This is a genomic window from Microbacterium sp. MYb54 (assembly GCF_002979515.1).
Classification (GTDB): domain Bacteria; phylum Actinomycetota; class Actinomycetes; order Actinomycetales; family Microbacteriaceae; genus Microbacterium.
This window is the reverse complement of the sequence record NZ_PCPA01000011.1, coordinates 88,951-106,383: the sequence shown is the minus strand read 5'-3', so window position 1 is coordinate 106,383 and position 17,433 is coordinate 88,951. Positions and strand designations below refer to the sequence as shown.

Here is a 17,433-nt window from a genome sequence, read left to right as displayed (position 1 = left end):
CGCCCCCGCCCTGCCGATACGATCGGTGGGCGGGGGCGTTTTTCGAGCACGGCGATGTGCGGGGAGCCAGATGAACAGATATGCCGTGATCGGCGCGGGGCCATCGGGCCTCGCTGCGGCACGCGCGCTGCAGAAGCGCGGGATCGCCGTTGACGGTTACGAGTCGTCGCATGGCGTCGGCGGACTGTGGGACATCGAGAATCCCCGCAGCACGATGTACGAGTCGGCGCATCTCATCTCCTCGCGCACCACCACCGAGTTCGCCGAGTTCCCGATGAAGTCGCGGGTCGACTACCCCGGCCACCGAGTGCTCAAGCAGTACTTCGAGGAGTACGCCCGGCACTTCGCACTCTCCTCGCTGTTCCGCTTCGACACCAGGGTCACCCGCCTCGAACAGCGCGATGACGGCTGGGATCTCACCAGCACCGGCCCCGGCGGCGAGGAGACCCGTCGGTACGCGGGAGTCGTGCTCGCGAATGGGACGCTCGCCAAGCCGAATGTGCCGACGTTCCCCGGAGAGTTCGCGGGAGAGGTGCTGCACACAAGCGCCTACAAGTCGCCCGACCAGTTGAAGGGCAAGCGGGTGCTGCTGATCGGCGCGGGCAACTCCGGCTGCGACATCGCGGTGGATGCCGTGCATCATGCGGTCTCCGTCGACATGAGCGTCCGCCGCGGCTACTACTTCGTACCCCGCTATCTCTTCGGCAAGCCCAGCGACACCCTCAACCAGGGCCGTCCACTGCCGGCGCGCATCAAGCAGGCGGTCGACAGTCGCGTGCTGCGGGCCTTCACGGGCGACCCGGTCCGGTTCGGCTTCCCGAAGCCCGACTATCGCATCTATGAGTCGCACCCGATCGTGAACACCATGATCCTGAATCACCTCGGACAAGGCGATCTGCGCATCCGCCCCGACATCGACCGCTTCGACGGGGCGACCGTGCACTTCCGCGACGGCACCTCCGACGACTACGACCTCGTGCTGCTCGCCACCGGCTACACGCTCGACTACCCGTTCGTCGACCGGAAGCACCTGCACTGGCGCGGCGCCTCGCCCCGCCTGTTCCTCAACGTCTTCCCCGCATCGTTCAACGGCCTCTACGTGATGGGCATGATCGAAGCATCGGGTATCGGCTGGCAGGGCCGCTACGAGCAGGCCGATCTGCTCGCCGCCTATCTCGGAGCCGTCGAAGAGGACCCCGCGCGCGCGGCCCGGTTCCGCGACCGGGTGACCGGAACGCCCTGGCCCGATGTCACCGGCGGCTATCACTACCTGGGCCTGGACCGGATGGCGTACTACGTCAACAAAGACGCCTATCGAGGTGCCGTGCGACGCGAGAAGACAGTCCTGGAGACGCCGGCGTGACCTCCACCCGGTGACGAGCGGAATGTCGCGCCGCAGCGCGGAGTAGCGTTGTCTCGTGCAGAAGAAGTCTCGCCGGATCCTGAAGCGCGTGCTGTGGAGCATCACGATCGTGCTGGTGCTCGCCGTGGGCGGAGTGCTCGCGTGGACCCAGCTCGGGGTCATGCCCGCGGAGCCGGAGCCGCTCGCGACCGTGCGGGAGAACCCGGCGATCACCGTGACCGATGCCGACCAGGGCATCGTGCTCGCTCCCGCCGAGGGAGAGTCGGACCTCGGCCTCGTCTTCATCCCCGGTGCCAAGGTCGATCCCTGGGCGTACGCCGCGATCCTGCAGGGGCTGGCAGAAGACGGCGTCACGGTCGTGATCACACGCCCGTGGCTGAACCTGGCGTTCTTCGATCCGCGAGGCCTCGACGCCTTCACCTCCGCAGCGCCCGACGTCGATGTCTGGAGCGTCGGCGGACACTCCCTGGGCGGGGTGCGCGCGTGCCAGCTCGCGTCTGACGCCGATGCGCTCGTGCTGTTCGCCTCGTACTGTGCCAACGACCTGTCCGAGTCCGGACTCCCGGTGCTCAGCCTGTCCGGCAGCGAAGACGGGCTGTCCACCCCGCAGAAGATCGCCGATGCACGGGACCAGCTCCCTGCCGATGCCGACATGGAGGAGATCGAGGGAGCTTCGCACGCCTCCTTCGGCGACTACGGCCCGCAGGACGGCGACGGCACCCCTACGATCTCGAGCGACGACATGCACGCCGAGGTCACGCGCCTGACCGAAGCCTTCCTCGCCCCGCTCACGCCCTGAGCCTCACTCCCCCGCGACCCCGAGGACCACATCGAGCAGCGGATGCAGGTGCCGCGTGCGCAGCACCGACGCCGCTGATCGCGCCCCCGCTTCGAGCGCGGCGGTGATGCCGGCCCCGTCGAGGCGCGCATCGAGCACGCCGGCCAGGAAGGCATCGCCCGCGCCGTTCGTGTCGACGATCTCGACGGGCACCGCAGGAACCCTGTGCACCGCGCCGTCTTCGTCGACTGCCACCGCACCGTCGGCCCCCAGCGTGCATACAGCCAGTCCCGCCCCCGCCGCGATGCGTGATCGCAGGAACGCGACCGGGTCATCGAGCCGGTCGGCGTTGCAGAACACCGCGTGTGCGGCCTCGAGAAACGGCCGATGGTATTGCGCAGTGCCGTCGTAGTCGTGCACATCCACCCAGATCGGTGTGCCGGTCTCCCGGGCGAGAGGCAGCACACGCAAGGGTTCCGCCGCGAGATCGAGCACGACCGCGTCGGCCGCCGTCATCCGGTCGCGCATCCAGGCATCCTGCTCCCCTTCCGACGCCTGGGGGAGGGACAGGTAGAGCGAGACGCGGCGACCCTGCCGCGTCATCAGGTTCAGATGCCGCTCGGTGACACCGTCGTGCCAGTGCGCCTGCACGCCGGCGGCACTCAGGGCTTCGCGCACGCGCGCGCCCTCCGCATCCGTCCCGGCGATGGCATGGAGCTGTGTGGATCGACCCAGCGCGGTCAGGCTGAGCGCTTTGCCCGCACTCGTGCCTCCGACCGTCTCCCAGGTCTCTTCGGCGAACTGCATGTGCGGCACGGGCTCGGGCAGCCGATCGAGCACGACGATCCTGTTCCAGGATGCCGGCCCGACGATGAAGACAGAGGCGGATGCGGAGACGGAGGGCATGGCACCATCCTGCCGTGCGCTCGCGCTCAGCTGATGCGCGAGACCAGCGCGTCCAACCCCATGCCGTAGTCGATGCGCACGACGGGAAGAGCGAGCTTGTCGGTGCCGATCTTCACGTATCCGGGCTCGATGGTGCGTCCCATCTCGTACCCGGCCTGGGCGACGCCTTGCTTGGTGGTGTCGTTGTAGTGCCCGTACGGGTAGGCGACGACCTGACCGACACCGAGGATGTCGGCCGACGTCTTGAGGTCGGCCGCGATCTGGTCGGCGGTCCAGTTGACCATCCGCCCCTTGCCGTTGTCGCCCGCCTGGTGCATGTCGTGCGTGTGCGAGCGGCGCTGCACGTAGATCGACGGCGCCGGGTCCTGCCGATAGGCCGTGATCATGAACGACGTGCTGAGCAGCTTGTACTTGTCGACGACCGGCACCGCGAGGTCGAACCACGACTGGTCGGCGTCGTCATCGGTGATGATCACACTCTTGGCGGGAAGCGAGAGCCGACCGTCGATGAAAGCGCTGAGCTCGTCCCAGGTGGGCAGGTAGAAGCCCGTCGTCGCGATGTGGTTCATCTGCGCGTCGAAGTCGCCGATGTACGCGTAATTGCCGCGCAGCCAGCCCTTCTCCCCCTCGGGGTTGGCCGTGAACTGGTGGTACATGAGGATGGGCACCCGCACGTCCTCAGCTGCGTTCTCCTCCGGGGTCTTCCACGCGGCGAAGAGCTCGACCTGCTGGTCTGCACACACGACGGGGTCGGCACCGTTCACGCGAGCGGTGACCGTGAAGGCTCCCGCATCCGCTGCACTCGCATACCACCCGGCGAACACCCGACCGTCGAGCTGCGGGATCGGGAGCCCCTGGTAAAGGGCGTCCTGGAACTGCAGCATCGGGTCTGCAGGGGCGCCTTCGCCCGTGAAGGTGACTGCGCAGGCGCGCGGATCGTTCGCGTCCGCCACGACCTGCTCCGCCGGCGTCAGCGGATGCTCGATGGGCGCGGACTGCGCCTTCGGAACGGTGTTCTCCGGCGTGCGATTCAGCCAGGCGAAGGCCGCGGTGCCACCCGCGAGCACGACGACCGCCGCGATGGCGCTGACGATGACCGCGGTGCGTCCGCGCCGCTTCTTCCCCCCGGAAGCCATGATCAGGCGTCGAAGCCTTCGGCGATCATCTCCACGAGCTCCTCGCGCTCCTCGACCGGGAGGAACGCGGCGGCCGCGGCATTGAACTGGAAGGTCTCGAGGTCGTCGAGGTCGTACTCGAACGCCTCGACCAGGAGAGCGAGTTCACGCGTGAGAGAGGTGGCGCTCATGGTGCGGTTGTCGACGTTCACGGTGACCGCGAATCCGAGCTGGTAGAGCAGGTCGAAGGGGTGATCCACCATCGTGTTGCCCCACGCGGCGATCGCACCGGTCTGCAGGTTCGACGACGGCGAGAGCTCGAGCGGGATCTCACGGTCGCGCACCCAGCGCGCGAGATCGCCGAACTGCACCTGCACCTCGTCGCCCTCCTGAGTGATGACTTCGAGGTCTTCGGCGATGCGCACGCCGTGACCGAGTCGCAGCGCGCGTCCGTCGATCAGGGCCGAGCGGATGGAGGCAGGGCCCGCCGCCTCTCCCGCGTGCACCGTGACGGGGAAGAAGTTCTCGGCCAGGTAGTCGAACGCCTTGCGGTGGTTCGAGGGCGGGAAGCCGTCTTCAGGGCCGGCGATGTCGAACCCGACAGCACCGCGCCCACGGAAGTCGATCGCGAGTTCCGCGATCTCGAGGGCGCGATCGGTGTGGCGCATGGCCGTGATCAACTGGCCGACGCGGATGCTGCGACCGCCACGGTCAGCGGCGTCCTCGCCCTCCTCGATGCCCTTCTGCACGGCCTCGACGGTCTGCTCGAGCGTGAGGCCGCGAGCCAGGTGCTGCTCGGGAGCCCAGCGCACCTCGCCGTAGATCACGCCGTCGGCCGCCAGGTCCTGGACGAACTCGCGCGCGACGCGGGTCAGCCCCTCCTCGGTCTGCATCACGGCAGTCGTGAGATCGAAGGTCTTGAGGTACTCGACAAGCGAACCGGAGTCGCTCTGCTTCGCGAACCAGGAACCGAGCGCTGCCGGCTTCGACTCCGGGATCTCCAGGCCGATCGCGTCCGCGAGCTCGATGATCGTGGCGGGCCGCAGCGCGCCGTCGAGGTGGTCGTGCAGCGACACCTTGGGCAGGCTCCGCAGGGAGACGCCCTGAAGCGTGACGTCGCCGTTCGCATCGATCGACATGGTGATCCTCTCGGTCGCGGATGTGCTCAGTTCAGGCTACTGGTCCGCGGTCACGCCGTGATGCGCTCACGCACGATCGGACCGGTGGCCGGAGCCTCGTCGCCGATCTCCCACGAGCCCTCGAGCGCGTCGAGCGCTCGGCCGAACCGTGCATCGTCGGCGGCGGAGAGCGTGAAAAGCGGCTGCCCGGCAACGACTCGGTCACCCGGCTTGGCGTGCAGATCGATGCCCGCCTCGAAGACCACAGGATCCTGCGCCCTGGCGCGCCCCGCACCGAGACGCCAGGCGGCGACCCCGAAGGGAAGGGCATCCATGCGCGTGATGACACCATCCGCCGGCGCCAGCACCTGGTGGGTCTCGCGAGCCGTCGGCAGCGCGGCATCCGGGTCGCCGTCCTGCGCCCTGATCATCGCCTTCCAGGTGTCCATCGCGCGGCCGTCATCGAGGGCGGCCTCCACGTCGGCATCCGGGTGCCCGGCGAGGGCGAGCATCTCACGCGCCAGCGCGAGCGTCAGCTCACGCACATCGGACGGTCCGCCACCGGCGAGGATCTCCACCGACTCGCGGACCTCGTTCGCGTTGCCGATGGCGAGCCCGAGCGGAACGTTCATGTCGGTCAGCAGCGCGGTCGTCGCGACGCCGGAGTCGGTGCCGAGCGCGACCATCGTGCGAGCCAGCTCACGGGCGCGATCGATGTCCTGCATGAATGCACCGGATCCGAACTTCACGTCGAGAACGAGAGCGTCCGTGCCCTCGGCGATCTTCTTCGACATGATGCTCGAGGCGATCAGCGGGATCGCCTCGACCGTGCCGGTGACGTCGCGGAGTGCATACAGCTTCTTGTCTGCGGGGGCGAGGCCGGAGCCGGCAGCGCAGATGACCGCACCCACGTCGCCCTGCATCTGAGCGAACATCTCCTCGTTGCTGAGGGCCGCACGCCAGCCGGGGATCGACTCGAGCTTGTCGAGCGTGCCACCCGTGTGACCGAGACCGCGACCGCTCAGCTGCGGGACGGCCACGCCGAACGAGGCGACCAGAGGCGCGAGCGGCAGCGTGATCTTGTCGCCGACGCCGCCGGTGGAGTGCTTGTCGACGGTGCGCTTCCCGAGGGATGCGAAGCTCATCCGCTCCCCCGACGCGATCATCGCGTCGGTGAGCACCCGGATCTCGTCGCGCTCCATGCCGCGCTGGAAGATCGCCATAGCGAACGACGCCATCTGCGCATCCGAGACGTAGCCGCGAGTGTAGGCATCGATCATCCAGCGCAGCGCCGCCTCGGGCACTGCACCGCCGTCGCGCTTGGCACGGATCACATCGATCGCGTCGAACGGTTCGATGGCTCCCTGAGCCTGTCCAGCGGTCATCGTGCTTCCTCCAGGTCGCGCGGCCCGAATGCATCGGGCAGCACCTCGTCGATCGTGCGGATGCCGGAGACCGTCTCGAGCAGCATCCCGGGCATCGCATGCTCGAACAGCAGCTGGCGACAGCGACCGCACGGCATGATCGTCTGCCCCTCGTTGTTGACGCACACGAAGGCGACGAGCTGCCCGCCGCCAGACATGTGCAGGTCACCGACCAGCGCGCACTCCGCACAGAGCGTCACGCCGTACGACGCGTTCTCCACGTTGCAGCCGGCCACGATACGACCGTCGCCGACGAGGGCCGCCGCACCCACGCGATAGCGCGAGTACGGCGCGTAGGCCTTCGTCATGGCGTCCGTTGCGACCTGGCGCAGTTCATCCCAGTCGATGTCCGTCATTGCGATGATTCTCTCTTTCCGGCAGGGCTACGACTTGATGTAGGGCTTGCCGTCGGCGGCAGGCGCCTTGATCTGACCTGCGAACCCGGCGACCGCGAGCAACGTCACGACGTAGGGCAGCATCAGCATGAACTCGCCCGGAATGGGTGTCTTCAGGATCGACAGCAGGTTCTGCAGGTTGGTGGCGAAACCGAACAACAGCGCCGCGAGCGTCGCGCGGATCGGATCCCAGCGACCGAAGATCACAGCGGCGAGGGCGATGAAGCCGAGCCCGGCCGTCATGTCCTTGCCGAACTGCGGTACCGAGACGAGCGTGAAGTACGCCCCTCCCATACCGGCGATCGCGCCGGCGAGCAGCACGTTCCAGAACCTGGTCGGGTTGACCTTGATGCCCACGGTGTCGGCGGCCTGCGGGTGCTCGCCGACGGCACGCAGCCGCAGACCCCACCGGGTGCGATACAGCCCCCAGGCCACGACGGCGACGGTGATGAACATCAGGTACCCGATGAACGTCTGGTTGAAGAGCACCGGCCCGATGATGGGGATGTCGCTCAGCACCGGGATCTCGACGCGCGGGAACCGCACCGGTGTGTTCAGCGTCGCCTCGTTCGGCGCGAGCAGCGCACCGTAGAGGAACCCGGTGAGACCGGTGACCAGGACGTTGAGCACGACACCGACGATCACCTGCTCGACGAGGTACTTGATCGCGAACGCGGCGAGGACGCTGGCTACCAGGACGCCGCCGATCATCGCGCCGACCAGACCCACGAACGGGTTGCCGGTGATGCTCGAGAGAAGAGCAGCGGAGAATGCCCCGAGAAGCAGCTGCCCCTCGATGGCGACGTTCACGACACCGGCACGCTCGCCGATGACGCCGCCCAGGGCGCCGAACACCAGCGGCACCGAGAGCGAGACCGCGCCGAACAGCAGGCTCGTGACCGGCACGAGTCCGCCGGCCGAGGCCCAGACGAGGAACGCGAAGACAGCCAGCACGCTGTAGGCGATGACCAGCCACAGCGAAGGCGTGCGGTAGGTCCACGCGCGGAGGAACGCTCCGACCGTCAGGACCACGAGGATTCCGAGGACGACCCAGAACGTCGAGGCCGTGGGCAGTGCGACATCGGGCAGCGCGAGCGCAGACGACTGGTCGGAGAGCCGGAAGGTGCTGATGCCGTCACGCGGCACGAACAGGAACAACAGCGCGAGGAGCACGGTGGCGCCCGCCAGGACGATCGGCGCCTTGAGGTGCCGCTCCTTCACGGTCGCAAGCTGCACCGTGCCGTCAGCGGCCTGGGTCTGCACGAGGGACATCATGCCGCCACCGCCTTCTTCGAGGCCTTGGCTCTCAGCCTGGCAGCCTTCTCGATATCGGTCTTCGGGAGGAAGAACACCGTGCGCAGCAGCGGCGGCGCGGCGATGAACAGCACCACGAGCGACTGCACGACGAGAACGATGTCGACCGGGATGTCCTGCGCCTGCATCGAGAACGATCCTGCCTTGAGCGCGCCGAACAGGATGCCGGCGGCGAACGTCCCCCAGGCGCGGCTGCGCCCGAGGAGGGCGACGGTGATCGCGTCGAAGCCGATGCCGGCGTCGATGGTCTCGGTGACACCGGTGGTGACCGCGCCCTGGATCTGGTTCATGCCGGCGAGGCCCGCAAGACCACCGGCGAACAGCATCGCGTAGACGTAGATGCGCTGCACGCTGATGCCGGCGGCGCGTGCGGCGTGCGGGTTCTCACCCACGGCGCGCATGCGCATGCCGAGCGAGGACCGCTCGATGAGCCACCACACGAACAGGGTCGCCACGATGACGATCACGAAGCCGAGGTCGAGCAGCGGGAACTGCGGGCCGAGCAGCGTCGGGAACTGCGCGCTCTGCGGCGTGGCCGATCCGAGCGCCTGGTTGGTGCCCGGCTTCTGCAGCAGGCCAGGCGTGCGGATCATCCACAGCAGCAGGTAGTACGCGATGTAGTTGAGCATGATCGTGAGGATCACCTCGTGCGCACCCGTGCGCGCCTTGATGAGTCCGGCGATCGCGCCCCAGAGCGCACCGCCCGCGATACCCGCGATGAGCGTGACCGGGATGTGCAGCCAGATCGGCAGGTCGAGCGAGAAGGTCAGCAGCGCCGCGACCGCGACGCCGATGAGCATCTGGCCGCGGGCACCGATGTTGAACAGGCCGACGCGGAAGGCCAGGGCGACGCCGAGGCCGGCGGCGATCAGAGGAGCCGCGAAGCCGAGGGTGTTCGTCAGCGGACGGATCTGGGCCGCGAAGTCCGCTCCGCGGGCGTTGAAGATCGCTCCGCGGAACAGCGCCTCATAGCCGTTGTAGACGGCGTTCCAGGCGGCGACGAACGTGTCACCGGGCTGCGCGAAGAAGTAGACGGATGCCGCCTGCACGTCTTCGTTCGTGAAGGCGATCAGGATGCCGCCGACGATGAGCGCCAGAACGATCGCGAGGATCGTGGTGACCGCATTGCCGCGGAGGATCTCCTTGAGGATGACGTTGCCGCGCGGGGGCGGCGGCACGTCCGACGGGTCGCGCGGGACCGTGCCGGTGCTCGTCGCGAGCTCCTGCGGTGGGATCCCCTTGGTCACATCTCCTGCGCCGGGTGTCGCTCCGCTCACGCGGCCACCTCCCCTTCGGCCGCTCCGGCCATCATGAGTCCGAGCGTCTCCCGAGGCGTGTCGCCGGGGACGATGCCGACGATCGTGCCGCGGTACATGACCGCGATCCGATCGGCGAGAGCTGCGACCTCGTCGAGCTCAGTGGAGACGACGATCACGGGGACGCCCGAGTCGCGTGTCTCGATGATCCGCTTGTGGATGAACTCGATCGATCCGACGTCCACACCACGGGTCGGCTGTGCCGCGACGAGAAGGCGCAGATCGCGGCTCATCTCCCTGGCGATGACGACCTTCTGCTGGTTTCCGCCGGACAGCGTGCCCGCAGCGGTCTCCGGACCCTGGGTACGGATGTCGTACTCGGTGATGCGAGCACGGGCGAACTCGTCGAGCGCCCCACGCCGGAGCGTACCGGCGCGGCTGAACGCGGGATCGTCCGAACGATCGAGGATCAGGTTCTCCGCGACGGAGAAGCCGGCGACCAAGCCGTCTTCCGTGCGGTCCTCCGGGACGAAGCCGACGCCGGCGTCGAGGATGGCGCGCACGCTCTTGCCGACGAGCTCCTTGCCGTCGAGTGTGATGCTTCCCTCCACACGAGCGGCGAGACCGACGATGGCCTCCACCAGCTCGGTCTGACCGTTGCCCTGGACGCCCGCGATCGCGAGCACCTCTCCCGGTCGGACGGCGAAGTCGACGTCATCGACGACGATCGCGCCGGTGGGGGTCAGCACGCGCAGTCCCTTGACCTCGAAACCGCCTTCGCCGAGGCGGGGGGCGTCCTTGTGCACCGTCAACTCGACAGCCCGGCCGACCATGAGCGAGGCGAGTTCGGCGTTGGTCGCGGTCGGCGATGCCTCGCCGACAACGCGGCCGAGGCGGACGATGGTGATCTTGTCGGCGACCTCGCGGACCTCACGCAGCTTGTGCGTGATGAACACGATCGCCGTGCCCTCGTCGCGCAGCTGACGCATGATGCTCATCAGCTCGTCGGTCTCCTGCGGGGTGAGCACAGCGGTGGGCTCATCGAACACGAGCACCTTCGCGTCGCGTGACAGCGCCTTGATGATCTCGACGCGCTGCTGCACGCCGACGGGAAGATCGCCGACGAGCGCGTCGGGGTCGATGTCGAAACCGAAGCGGGCCGCGACCGACCGCACGTGCTCTCGCGCCTTCGCGATGTCGAGCCTGCCGAGGGCCTTGGTCTGCTCGTGCCCGAGCATCACGTTCTCCGCCACGGTGAACACCGGGACGAGCATGAAGTGCTGGTGGACCATGCCGATCCCCGCAGCCATCGCGTCACCGGGACCGCGGAAGCGCTGCACCTCGTCATCGAGGAGGATCTCGCCCTCGTCGGCCTGATACAGGCCGTACAGGACATTCATGAGGGTGGACTTGCCTGCGCCGTTCTCACCGAGCAGCGCGTGGATCTCACCCGGTTGGACCACCAGATCGATGTGGTCGTTGGCAACGAGGGTACCGAAGCGTTTGGTGATGCCGCGAAGTTCGAGCTTCATATCTGCACCTTATCCAGAAGAGTTATCCAGAAGAGTCATCCGGGAAAATCATCGTCCGGCCACGGCACGGGGCGAGTGGCAGCCTGCTCACCACTCGCCCCGTGCTGGACCTGCGACGTGTTACGGGGAGTTCGGGGACTCCACCTTGATGTCGCCGGAGATGATCTTCTCCTGGAGGGCCTTGAGCTCGTCGAGCAGACCGTCGGGGAGCTGGGACTCGAAGTCACCGAAGCCGGAGAGCTTGACGCCCTCGTTCTCGAGCGTGCCCACGTACGGAGCCGGGTCGAACTCGCCCTTGGCGGCGGCGACGGTCGCGTCCTTCACTGCAACGTCGATCGCCTTCATGATCGAGACGAGGGTGATGCCCGCCACACTCGGGTCTGCGACGGCGAGGTCGCTGTCGACGCCGAGCATCAGGGTGTCCTTGCCGCTGTCGGCGATCGCCGCAGCCGCACTCTGGTAGACGGGTCCGCCGACCGGGAGGATCACGTCGACGCCCTGGTCGAGCACGCCCTGCGCGGTCTGCTTGGCGGTGTCGTTCGCGTCGAAGCCGCCCGTGAAGGAGCCCTTCTGCGTGGCCTCGTCCCAGCCGAAGACCTCGACCGCTGCGGACTTGTCCTCGTTGTACTTCTCGACGCCGAGCTGGTAGCCGTCCATGAACACGGCGACCGACGGGATCTGCATTCCGCCGAACGTGCCGACCTTGTTGACACCGCTCTGAGCGGACCATGACGCAGCAGCGTAGCCACCGAGGTAGGCGGCCTGAGCCGTGTCGAAGACCAGCGGCTTGATGTTCGGAGCATCGACGTTGCCGTCGAAGTCGTTGTCAGCCCAGTCATCGATGATCGCGTAGTCGATGTCGGGGTTCGCGAGAGCCGACTCGACCGTGGCGGCGGACAGCTTGAAGCCGACCGAGACGATGAGCGAGCAGCCCTCGGAGACCGCGGTCTCGAGGTTGGGCGCGTAGTCGTTGTCATTCGCCGACTCGAACTCGAGCGGCTTGATGTCCAGCTCCTTGGCGGCGCTGTCCATGCCCTCCTTGGCGGACTGGTTGAACGACTTGTCGTTCCAACCGCCGGCGTCGGAGACGAGGCACGGGAGGAAGTCGGAGGCGACCGGCTCGCCGGAGCCGGCGGGCTTGTCTGTCGGCGCCTGGCCGCAGCCGGCGAGTGCGAAGATGACGCCAGCGGCGACGGTGACGCCGAGCAGCTTCTTGGTGGTGGAGATGGTCAACTGATGCCTCCCTCAACGAAACCGCGGCCATCGCGGATCGATCAAAGTTACCTACTGTTTCGGCTTTTGTGCACGCCCGTGCCGTACGTGCTGGCCAATGGTTACCAAGCTGAAATCAAGTCAGCCGATGAGCGTGAGACCGTGCTCATCGGCGCACGCCTCAGAGCACGTCCCCGCGACCGGACAGCTTGAGCGACTCCACGACGCCCTTCACCCTCTGCGCGTGCTCCACCGTGGTGACCAGCAGGGCGTCGGGAGTGTCGACCACGACGATGTCCTTCACCCCCACCAGGCTGATGACGCGGGAGGTCTGACTGACGAGGATCCCGCTCGCGCCGTCCGTGAGGACCCGCGCGTTCGGACCGAGCACGGCCAGGTCGTTCTTGCGGCCGTTGTTGATGAGCTTGGTCAGCGACGCGAAGTCGCCCACATCGTCCCAGTCGAAATGACCGGGCACCACGGCGAGGCGTCCCCGACGGGCGGCGGGCTCTGCGACCGCGTAGTCGATCGCGATCTTCTTCAGGCGCGGCCAGATCCGGTCGACTGCCGGCCCACGCCGCTCGCGATCATCCCAGGCCTCGGCCAGCTCGAGCAGCCCGGCGTGCAGGTCGGGCTCGTTCGCTGCCAACTCCTCCAGCAGCACGCTCGCCTTTGCGATGAACATGCCCGCGTTCCAGAGGTACCCGCGATCGGCGATGTACTCCGTCGCCGTCTCCAGGTCGGGCTTCTCGACGAAGGTCTCGACGAGGGCGGCCTCGCGCGCGCCGTCGACCACGAGCTCGGGACCCATCTTTATATAGCCGAAGCCGATCGCAGGTTCTGTCGGTGTGATGCCGATCGTGCAGATGTATCCCTCGCGCGCCACCTCCACTGCGTCGCGCACCGCGAACTCGAAGACCCGCGTGCTGCGGATCACGTGGTCGGCGCTGAACGAACCGATGATCACATCAGGGTCGCGCCGGTGCAGGATCGCGGCGGCGAGTCCGATCGCGGCCGCGGACTCGCGCGGCTCCGACTCGAGGAACACGTTCAGATCGGCGATACCGGGAAGCTCCCCCTCGACCGCGGCACGATGGGCGCGCCCGGTGACCACTGCGATTCGATCAGGGCCCGCAAGCGGTACGAGGCGGTCCCAGGTGTCACGCAGCAGCGAATGCCCCGATCCGGTCAGATCGTGCAGGAACTTCGGTGCATCGGCACGCGAGAGCGGCCACAACCTGCTGCCGATGCCGCCTGCGGGAATCACTGCGTAGAAATCTTTGATGGGTGCGCTCACCCTGCCAGGGTAGCCGCACGGAACGTCTCGACATCGAGATAGTTAGGCTCCCCTTCGTCGCTCCCAGTGATCTGACAGGAATAGGATGGACAGCGATCGGGCGTGCCTGACAAGCGCAGCGCACGCGACCGAGTCACATCGATCCAGGGAGGACGACCGTGTCCACAAGCGCCCGCTTGACACCGTCGATTTCGGAAACCACGTCCAAGACCCCCCGCGGCACCCTCTATCGGGGTCGCGAAGGCATGTGGTCGTGGGTGCTTCACCGCATCACCGGAGTCGCCATCTTCTTCTTCCTGTTGGTGCACGTGCTCGACACGGCACTGATCAGGGTGTCGCCGGAGGCGTACAACGCCGTCATCGGCACGTACAAGAATCCGATCATGGCCCTCGGTGAGGTCGTGCTCGTGGCCGGCATCGTGTTCCACGCGATGAACGGCCTGCGCATCATCGCCGTCGACTTCTGGTCGAAGGGTGCCAAGTACCAGCGTCAGCTGTTCTGGGGCGTCCTGCTGGTGTGGGGCATCATCATGGCCGGCTTCGTGCCCCGCCACCTGATGCTCGCGTTCGCCGGATTCGGAGGGGGACACTGATGTCCGCGCAGACCATCGCCGCCGCCCCCGTACGCCGCCGCCGCGGAGTCAACCTCGAGAAGTGGGGCTGGATCTTCATGCGCGTCTCGGGCGTCGTGCTCGTCGTGCTGATCTTCGGCCACCTCTTCGTGAATCTGATGGTCGGCGAAGGCATCCACGCCCTCGACTTCGCATTCATCGCCGGCAAGTTCGCCACGCCGTTCTGGCAGTGGTGGGACGTGCTGATGCTGTGGCTCGCACTCATCCACGGCGCGAACGGCATGCGCACCATCGTGAACGACTACGTGACGAACAGGACGGCGCGCAAGGCGCTGGTCTGGGCGCTCGGGCTGGCCGCCGGCCTGCTCATCATCCTCGGCACGCTCGTCGTCTTCACGTTCGACCCGTGCCTGGGTGTGACCCCGGACAGCGTCCTGTGGTCCGAATGCGCCGCGATCGTCGGGAACTAGAAGAAGGCATACGAGAAGTGACTACCGAGACGCAGGATTCCGTCGTCCGTGACGGCGTGCACTACCACCAGTTCGACATCGTGATCGTGGGTGCCGGCGGTGCCGGCATGCGCGCCGCGATCGAAGCCGGCCCCGGCGCGAAGACCGCCGTGATCTCCAAGCTGTACCCCACGCGCTCCCACACGGGTGCTGCCCAGGGCGGCATGGCGGCGGCGCTTGCGAACGTCGAGGAAGACAGCTGGGAGTGGCACACCTTCGACACCGTCAAGGGCGGCGACTACCTCGTCGACCAGGACGCGGCCGAGATCCTCGCGAAGGAGGCCATCGAAGCGGTCATCGACCTCGAGAACATGGGGCTCCCGTTCAACCGCACGCCCGAGGGGAAGATCGACCAGCGTCGCTTCGGCGGGCACACGGCAGAGCACGGCAAGACCCCGGTCCGTCGCGCCTGCTACGCCGCCGACCGCACCGGCCACATGATCCTGCAGACGCTGTTCCAGAACTGCGTCAAGCTCGGCATCAACTTCTTCAACGAGTTCTACGTGCTCGACCTGCTGACGGTGAAGGATGCCGACGGCAAGACTCAGGTGTCCGGCGTCGTCGCCTACGACCTGTCGACCGGCGAACTGCACGTGTTCCAGGCCAAGGCCGTGATCTTCGCGACCGGCGGCTTCGGCAAGATCTTCAAGACCACCTCGAACGCGCACACCCTCACGGGTGACGGCGTCGGCATCGTCTGGCGCAAGGGCCTCCCCCTCGAAGACCTGGAGTTCTTCCAGTTCCACCCGACCGGGCTCGCCGGCCTCGGCATCCTCCTCACCGAAGGAGCACGAGGCGAGGGCGCGATCCTGCGCAACGCCTCCGGTGAGCGCTTCATGGAGCGCTACGCCCCCACCATCAAGGACCTCGCCCCCCGTGACATCGTCGCGCGCTGCATGGTGCAAGAGGTCGCCGAGGGCCGTGGTGCGGGCCCGCACAAGGACTACGTGCTGCTGGACTGCACGCACCTGGGCGCAGAGGTCCTCGAGACCAAGCTCCCCGACATCACCGAGTTCGCACGCACGTATCTGGGCGTCGACCCGGTCGTCGAGCCCGTTCCGGTGATGCCGACCGCCCACTACGCGATGGGCGGCATCCCGACCAACAACAACGGCGAGGTGCTCGCAGACAACGACACGATCGTCCCCGGCCTCTACGCCGCCGGCGAGTGCGCGTGCGTCTCGGTGCACGGCGCCAACCGCCTCGGCACCAACTCGCTGCTCGACATCAACGTGTTCGGAAAGCGCAGCGGCCGCAACGCCGTGGAGTACGTCAAGACGGCCGAGTTCGTCCCGCTTCCCGAGAACCCCGCCGCGTTCGTGTCCGACATGCTCGAGGGCCTGCGCAACAACCAGGGCACCGAGCGCATCGCCGTGCTGCGCAAGACGCTGCAGGACGAGATGGACAAGGGCGCGCAGGTCTTCCGCACGCACGACTCCCTCCAGCACGTTCTCGGTGTCATCGCCGAACTGCGCGAGCGCTACAAGAACATCCACGTCGACGACAAGGGTCAGCGCTTCAACACCGACCTGCTCGAGGCCGTGGAGCTGGGCTTCCTGCTCGACATCGCCGAGGTCGTCGTCTACGCCGCGCAGAACCGTGAGGAGAGCCGCGGTGGCCACATGCGCGACGACTTCCCCAAGCGCGACGACGAGAACTACATGCAGCACACCATGGCCTACCTGACCGGTGACGCCCACTCCTCCGACCCGGGCGACCACATCAAGCTCGGTTGGAAGCCGGTGGTGTTCACGAAGAACGAGCAGGGCGAGTTGAACTACCCGCCGATGGAGAGGAAGTACTGAGCATGTCCACCGCCATCGCAGAGTCACCTGCCGACACGACCGAAGAGACTGCGATCCAGTCCTTCATCGTCACCTTCAACATCCGCCGGTTCAACCCGGAGGTCGACTCCGAGCCGCACTGGGTCGACTACGACGTGGAGCTCTACTCCACCGACCGTGTGCTCGACGCCCTGCACAAGATCAAGTGGGAGGTCGACGGCTCGCTGACCTTCCGCCGCTCCTGTGCGCACGGCATCTGCGGCTCCGACGCCATGCGCATCAACGGCCGCAACCGCCTCGCCTGCAAGACGCTGATCAAGGACCTCGACATCTCGAAGCCGATCTACGTCGAGGCGATCAAGGGTCTGCCGCTCGAGAAGGACCTCGTCGTCGACATGGAGCCGTTCTTCGCCTCCTTCCGCGAGGTGCAGCCGTTCCTCGTCGCCAGCTCCGTGCCGGAGAAGGGCAAGGAGCGCGTCCAGACCATCGCCGACCGCGAGATCTTCGACGACACCACCAAGTGCATCCTCTGCGCCGCGTGCACCTCGTCGTGCCCCGTGTTCTGGACCGACGGCCAGTACTTCGGCCCGGCGGCGATCGTCAACGCGCACCGCTTCATCTTCGACTCGCGCGACGACAACGCGGCGGTCCGTCTCGACATCCTCAACGACAAGGAAGGCGTGTGGCGCTGCCGCACCACCTTCAACTGCTCCGAGGCCTGCCCTCGCGGCATCGAGGTGACCAAGGCGATCGCCGAGGTCAAGCAGGCGATCCTGCGCGGCCGTCCCTGACGCCCGGCTCAGGCATTCGTATGAGAACAGGCGGTTCCCTTCCGGGGACCGCCTGTTCTCGTGTGTG

At 67.2% G+C, this 17,433-nt stretch carries 16 protein-coding genes; 6 read left to right on the top strand and 10 right to left on the bottom strand.

Translation table 11 applies throughout. The features are described 5' to 3' along the window. Nucleotides 1-70: 70 nt before the first annotated feature. Together CQ040_RS13225 and CQ040_RS13220 are read left to right on the top strand one after the other, a co-directional pair. Nucleotides 71-1,363 carry an NAD(P)/FAD-dependent oxidoreductase gene (locus CQ040_RS13225; RefSeq protein WP_105526815.1) on the top strand — a complete coding sequence of 431 codons (1,293 nt, stop codon included), beginning with the start codon at nt 71-73 and terminating at the stop codon, nt 1,361-1,363. A gap of 55 nt (nt 1,364-1,418) precedes the next feature. Continuing rightward, nucleotides 1,419-2,162, top strand: coding sequence for an alpha/beta hydrolase (locus CQ040_RS13220; RefSeq protein ID WP_258131310.1), 744 nt, complete (start codon nt 1,419-1,421; stop codon nt 2,160-2,162). A gap of 3 nt (nt 2,163-2,165) precedes the next feature. Here the strand turns inward: CQ040_RS13220 and CQ040_RS13215 are convergent, their stop codons facing one another. The 10 genes from CQ040_RS13215 to CQ040_RS13170 form a co-directional block, all read right to left on the bottom strand. Continuing rightward, nucleotides 2,166-3,047, bottom strand: a complete 882-nt coding sequence (locus CQ040_RS13215) for a carbohydrate kinase family protein (RefSeq protein ID WP_105526814.1) — start codon at nt 3,045-3,047, stop codon at nt 2,166-2,168. 26 nt (nt 3,048-3,073) lie between these two features. After that, a complete protein-coding gene (locus tag CQ040_RS13210) occupies nt 3,074-4,183 on the bottom strand; it encodes a polysaccharide deacetylase family protein (RefSeq protein WP_105526813.1) in 1,110 nt (369 codons plus the stop codon). Between the two features lie 2 nt (nt 4,184-4,185). After that, nucleotides 4,186-5,301, bottom strand: coding sequence for an adenosine deaminase (locus CQ040_RS13205; RefSeq protein WP_105526812.1), 1,116 nt, complete (start codon nt 5,299-5,301; stop codon nt 4,186-4,188). A gap of 50 nt (nt 5,302-5,351) precedes the next feature. Beyond that, nucleotides 5,352-6,665, bottom strand: a complete 1,314-nt coding sequence (locus CQ040_RS13200) for a thymidine phosphorylase (protein WP_105526811.1) — start codon at nt 6,663-6,665, stop codon at nt 5,352-5,354. Continuing rightward, the gene (locus CQ040_RS13195) at nt 6,662-7,060 is read right to left on the bottom strand and encodes a cytidine deaminase (RefSeq protein ID WP_017828470.1); all 399 of its coding nucleotides are present in this window, start codon (nt 7,058-7,060) and stop codon (nt 6,662-6,664) included. The genes CQ040_RS13200 and CQ040_RS13195 overlap by 4 nt, the downstream gene beginning before the upstream one ends. A 27-nt stretch (nt 7,061-7,087) precedes the next feature. After that, nucleotides 7,088-8,371, bottom strand: coding sequence for an ABC transporter permease (locus CQ040_RS13190; protein WP_374954131.1), 1,284 nt, complete (start codon nt 8,369-8,371; stop codon nt 7,088-7,090). Next, complete coding sequence (locus tag CQ040_RS13185) at nt 8,371-9,690, bottom strand: ABC transporter permease (RefSeq protein ID WP_105526809.1); 1,320 nt, start codon at nt 9,688-9,690, stop codon at nt 8,371-8,373. The genes CQ040_RS13190 and CQ040_RS13185 overlap by 1 nt, the downstream gene beginning before the upstream one ends. Then, nucleotides 9,687-11,201, bottom strand: coding sequence for an ABC transporter ATP-binding protein (locus tag CQ040_RS13180; protein ID WP_028503503.1), 1,515 nt, complete (start codon nt 11,199-11,201; stop codon nt 9,687-9,689). Before CQ040_RS13180 ends, CQ040_RS13185 begins: the two co-directional genes overlap by 4 nt. Before the next feature lie 120 nt (nt 11,202-11,321). Further along, nucleotides 11,322-12,434 (bottom strand): BMP family protein, encoded by a 1,113-nt coding sequence (locus tag CQ040_RS13175; protein WP_105526808.1) that lies wholly within the window; start codon nt 12,432-12,434, stop codon nt 11,322-11,324. A 160-nt stretch (nt 12,435-12,594) separates the two neighbouring features. Beyond that, complete coding sequence (locus CQ040_RS13170; RefSeq protein WP_105526807.1) at nt 12,595-13,710, bottom strand: mannose-1-phosphate guanylyltransferase; 1,116 nt, start codon at nt 13,708-13,710, stop codon at nt 12,595-12,597. Nucleotides 13,711-13,868: 158 nt separating this feature from the next. Here CQ040_RS13170 and sdhC point away from each other — a divergent pair, with 158 nt between their 5' ends. From sdhC to CQ040_RS13150, 4 genes are read left to right on the top strand one after another with little or no spacing between them, the layout of a single operon-like run. Next, nucleotides 13,869-14,303: a succinate dehydrogenase, cytochrome b556 subunit gene (sdhC, locus tag CQ040_RS13165; RefSeq protein WP_072591539.1), complete on the top strand. Its 435-nt coding sequence runs from the start codon at nt 13,869-13,871 to the stop codon at nt 14,301-14,303. Further along, nucleotides 14,303-14,752: a succinate dehydrogenase hydrophobic membrane anchor subunit gene (locus tag CQ040_RS13160; RefSeq protein WP_028503500.1), complete on the top strand. Its 450-nt coding sequence runs from the start codon at nt 14,303-14,305 to the stop codon at nt 14,750-14,752. Before sdhC ends, CQ040_RS13160 begins: the two co-directional genes overlap by 1 nt. Nucleotides 14,753-14,769: 17 nt before the next feature. Next, entirely contained in the window at nt 14,770-16,596 is a 1,827-nt protein-coding gene (gene sdhA / locus CQ040_RS13155) for a succinate dehydrogenase flavoprotein subunit (protein ID WP_028503499.1), read from the top strand. A 2-nt stretch (nt 16,597-16,598) separates the two neighbouring features. Next, the gene (locus CQ040_RS13150; protein WP_105526806.1) at nt 16,599-17,366 is read left to right on the top strand and encodes a succinate dehydrogenase iron-sulfur subunit; all 768 of its coding nucleotides are present in this window, start codon (nt 16,599-16,601) and stop codon (nt 17,364-17,366) included. The last annotated feature ends 67 nt before the right edge of the window (nt 17,367-17,433 follow it).

Bases quoted from the DNA above. Each gene is read 5' to 3' on its own strand.
- CQ040_RS13150 (WP_105526806.1), top strand. From the start codon at position 16,599: ATGTCCACCGCCATCGCAGAGTCACCTGCCGACACGACCGAAGAGACT.
- CQ040_RS13190 (WP_374954131.1), bottom strand. From the start codon at position 8,371: ATGTCCCTCGTGCAGACCCAGGCCGCTGACGGCACGGTGCAGCTTGCG.
- CQ040_RS13210 (WP_105526813.1), bottom strand. From the start codon at position 4,183: ATGGCTTCCGGGGGGAAGAAGCGGCGCGGACGCACCGCGGTCATCGTC.
- CQ040_RS13195 (WP_017828470.1), bottom strand. From the start codon at position 7,060: ATGACGGACATCGACTGGGATGAACTGCGCCAGGTCGCAACGGACGCC.
- CQ040_RS13180 (WP_028503503.1), bottom strand. From the start codon at position 11,201: ATGAAGCTCGAACTTCGCGGCATCACCAAACGCTTCGGTACCCTCGTT.
- CQ040_RS13225 (WP_105526815.1), top strand. From the start codon at position 71: ATGAACAGATATGCCGTGATCGGCGCGGGGCCATCGGGCCTCGCTGCG.
- CQ040_RS13215 (WP_105526814.1), bottom strand. From the start codon at position 3,047: ATGCCCTCCGTCTCCGCATCCGCCTCTGTCTTCATCGTCGGGCCGGCA.
- CQ040_RS13200 (WP_105526811.1), bottom strand. From the start codon at position 6,665: ATGACCGCTGGACAGGCTCAGGGAGCCATCGAACCGTTCGACGCGATC.
- CQ040_RS13205 (WP_105526812.1), bottom strand. From the start codon at position 5,301: ATGTCGATCGATGCGAACGGCGACGTCACGCTTCAGGGCGTCTCCCTG.
- CQ040_RS13160 (WP_028503500.1), top strand. From the start codon at position 14,303: ATGTCCGCGCAGACCATCGCCGCCGCCCCCGTACGCCGCCGCCGCGGA.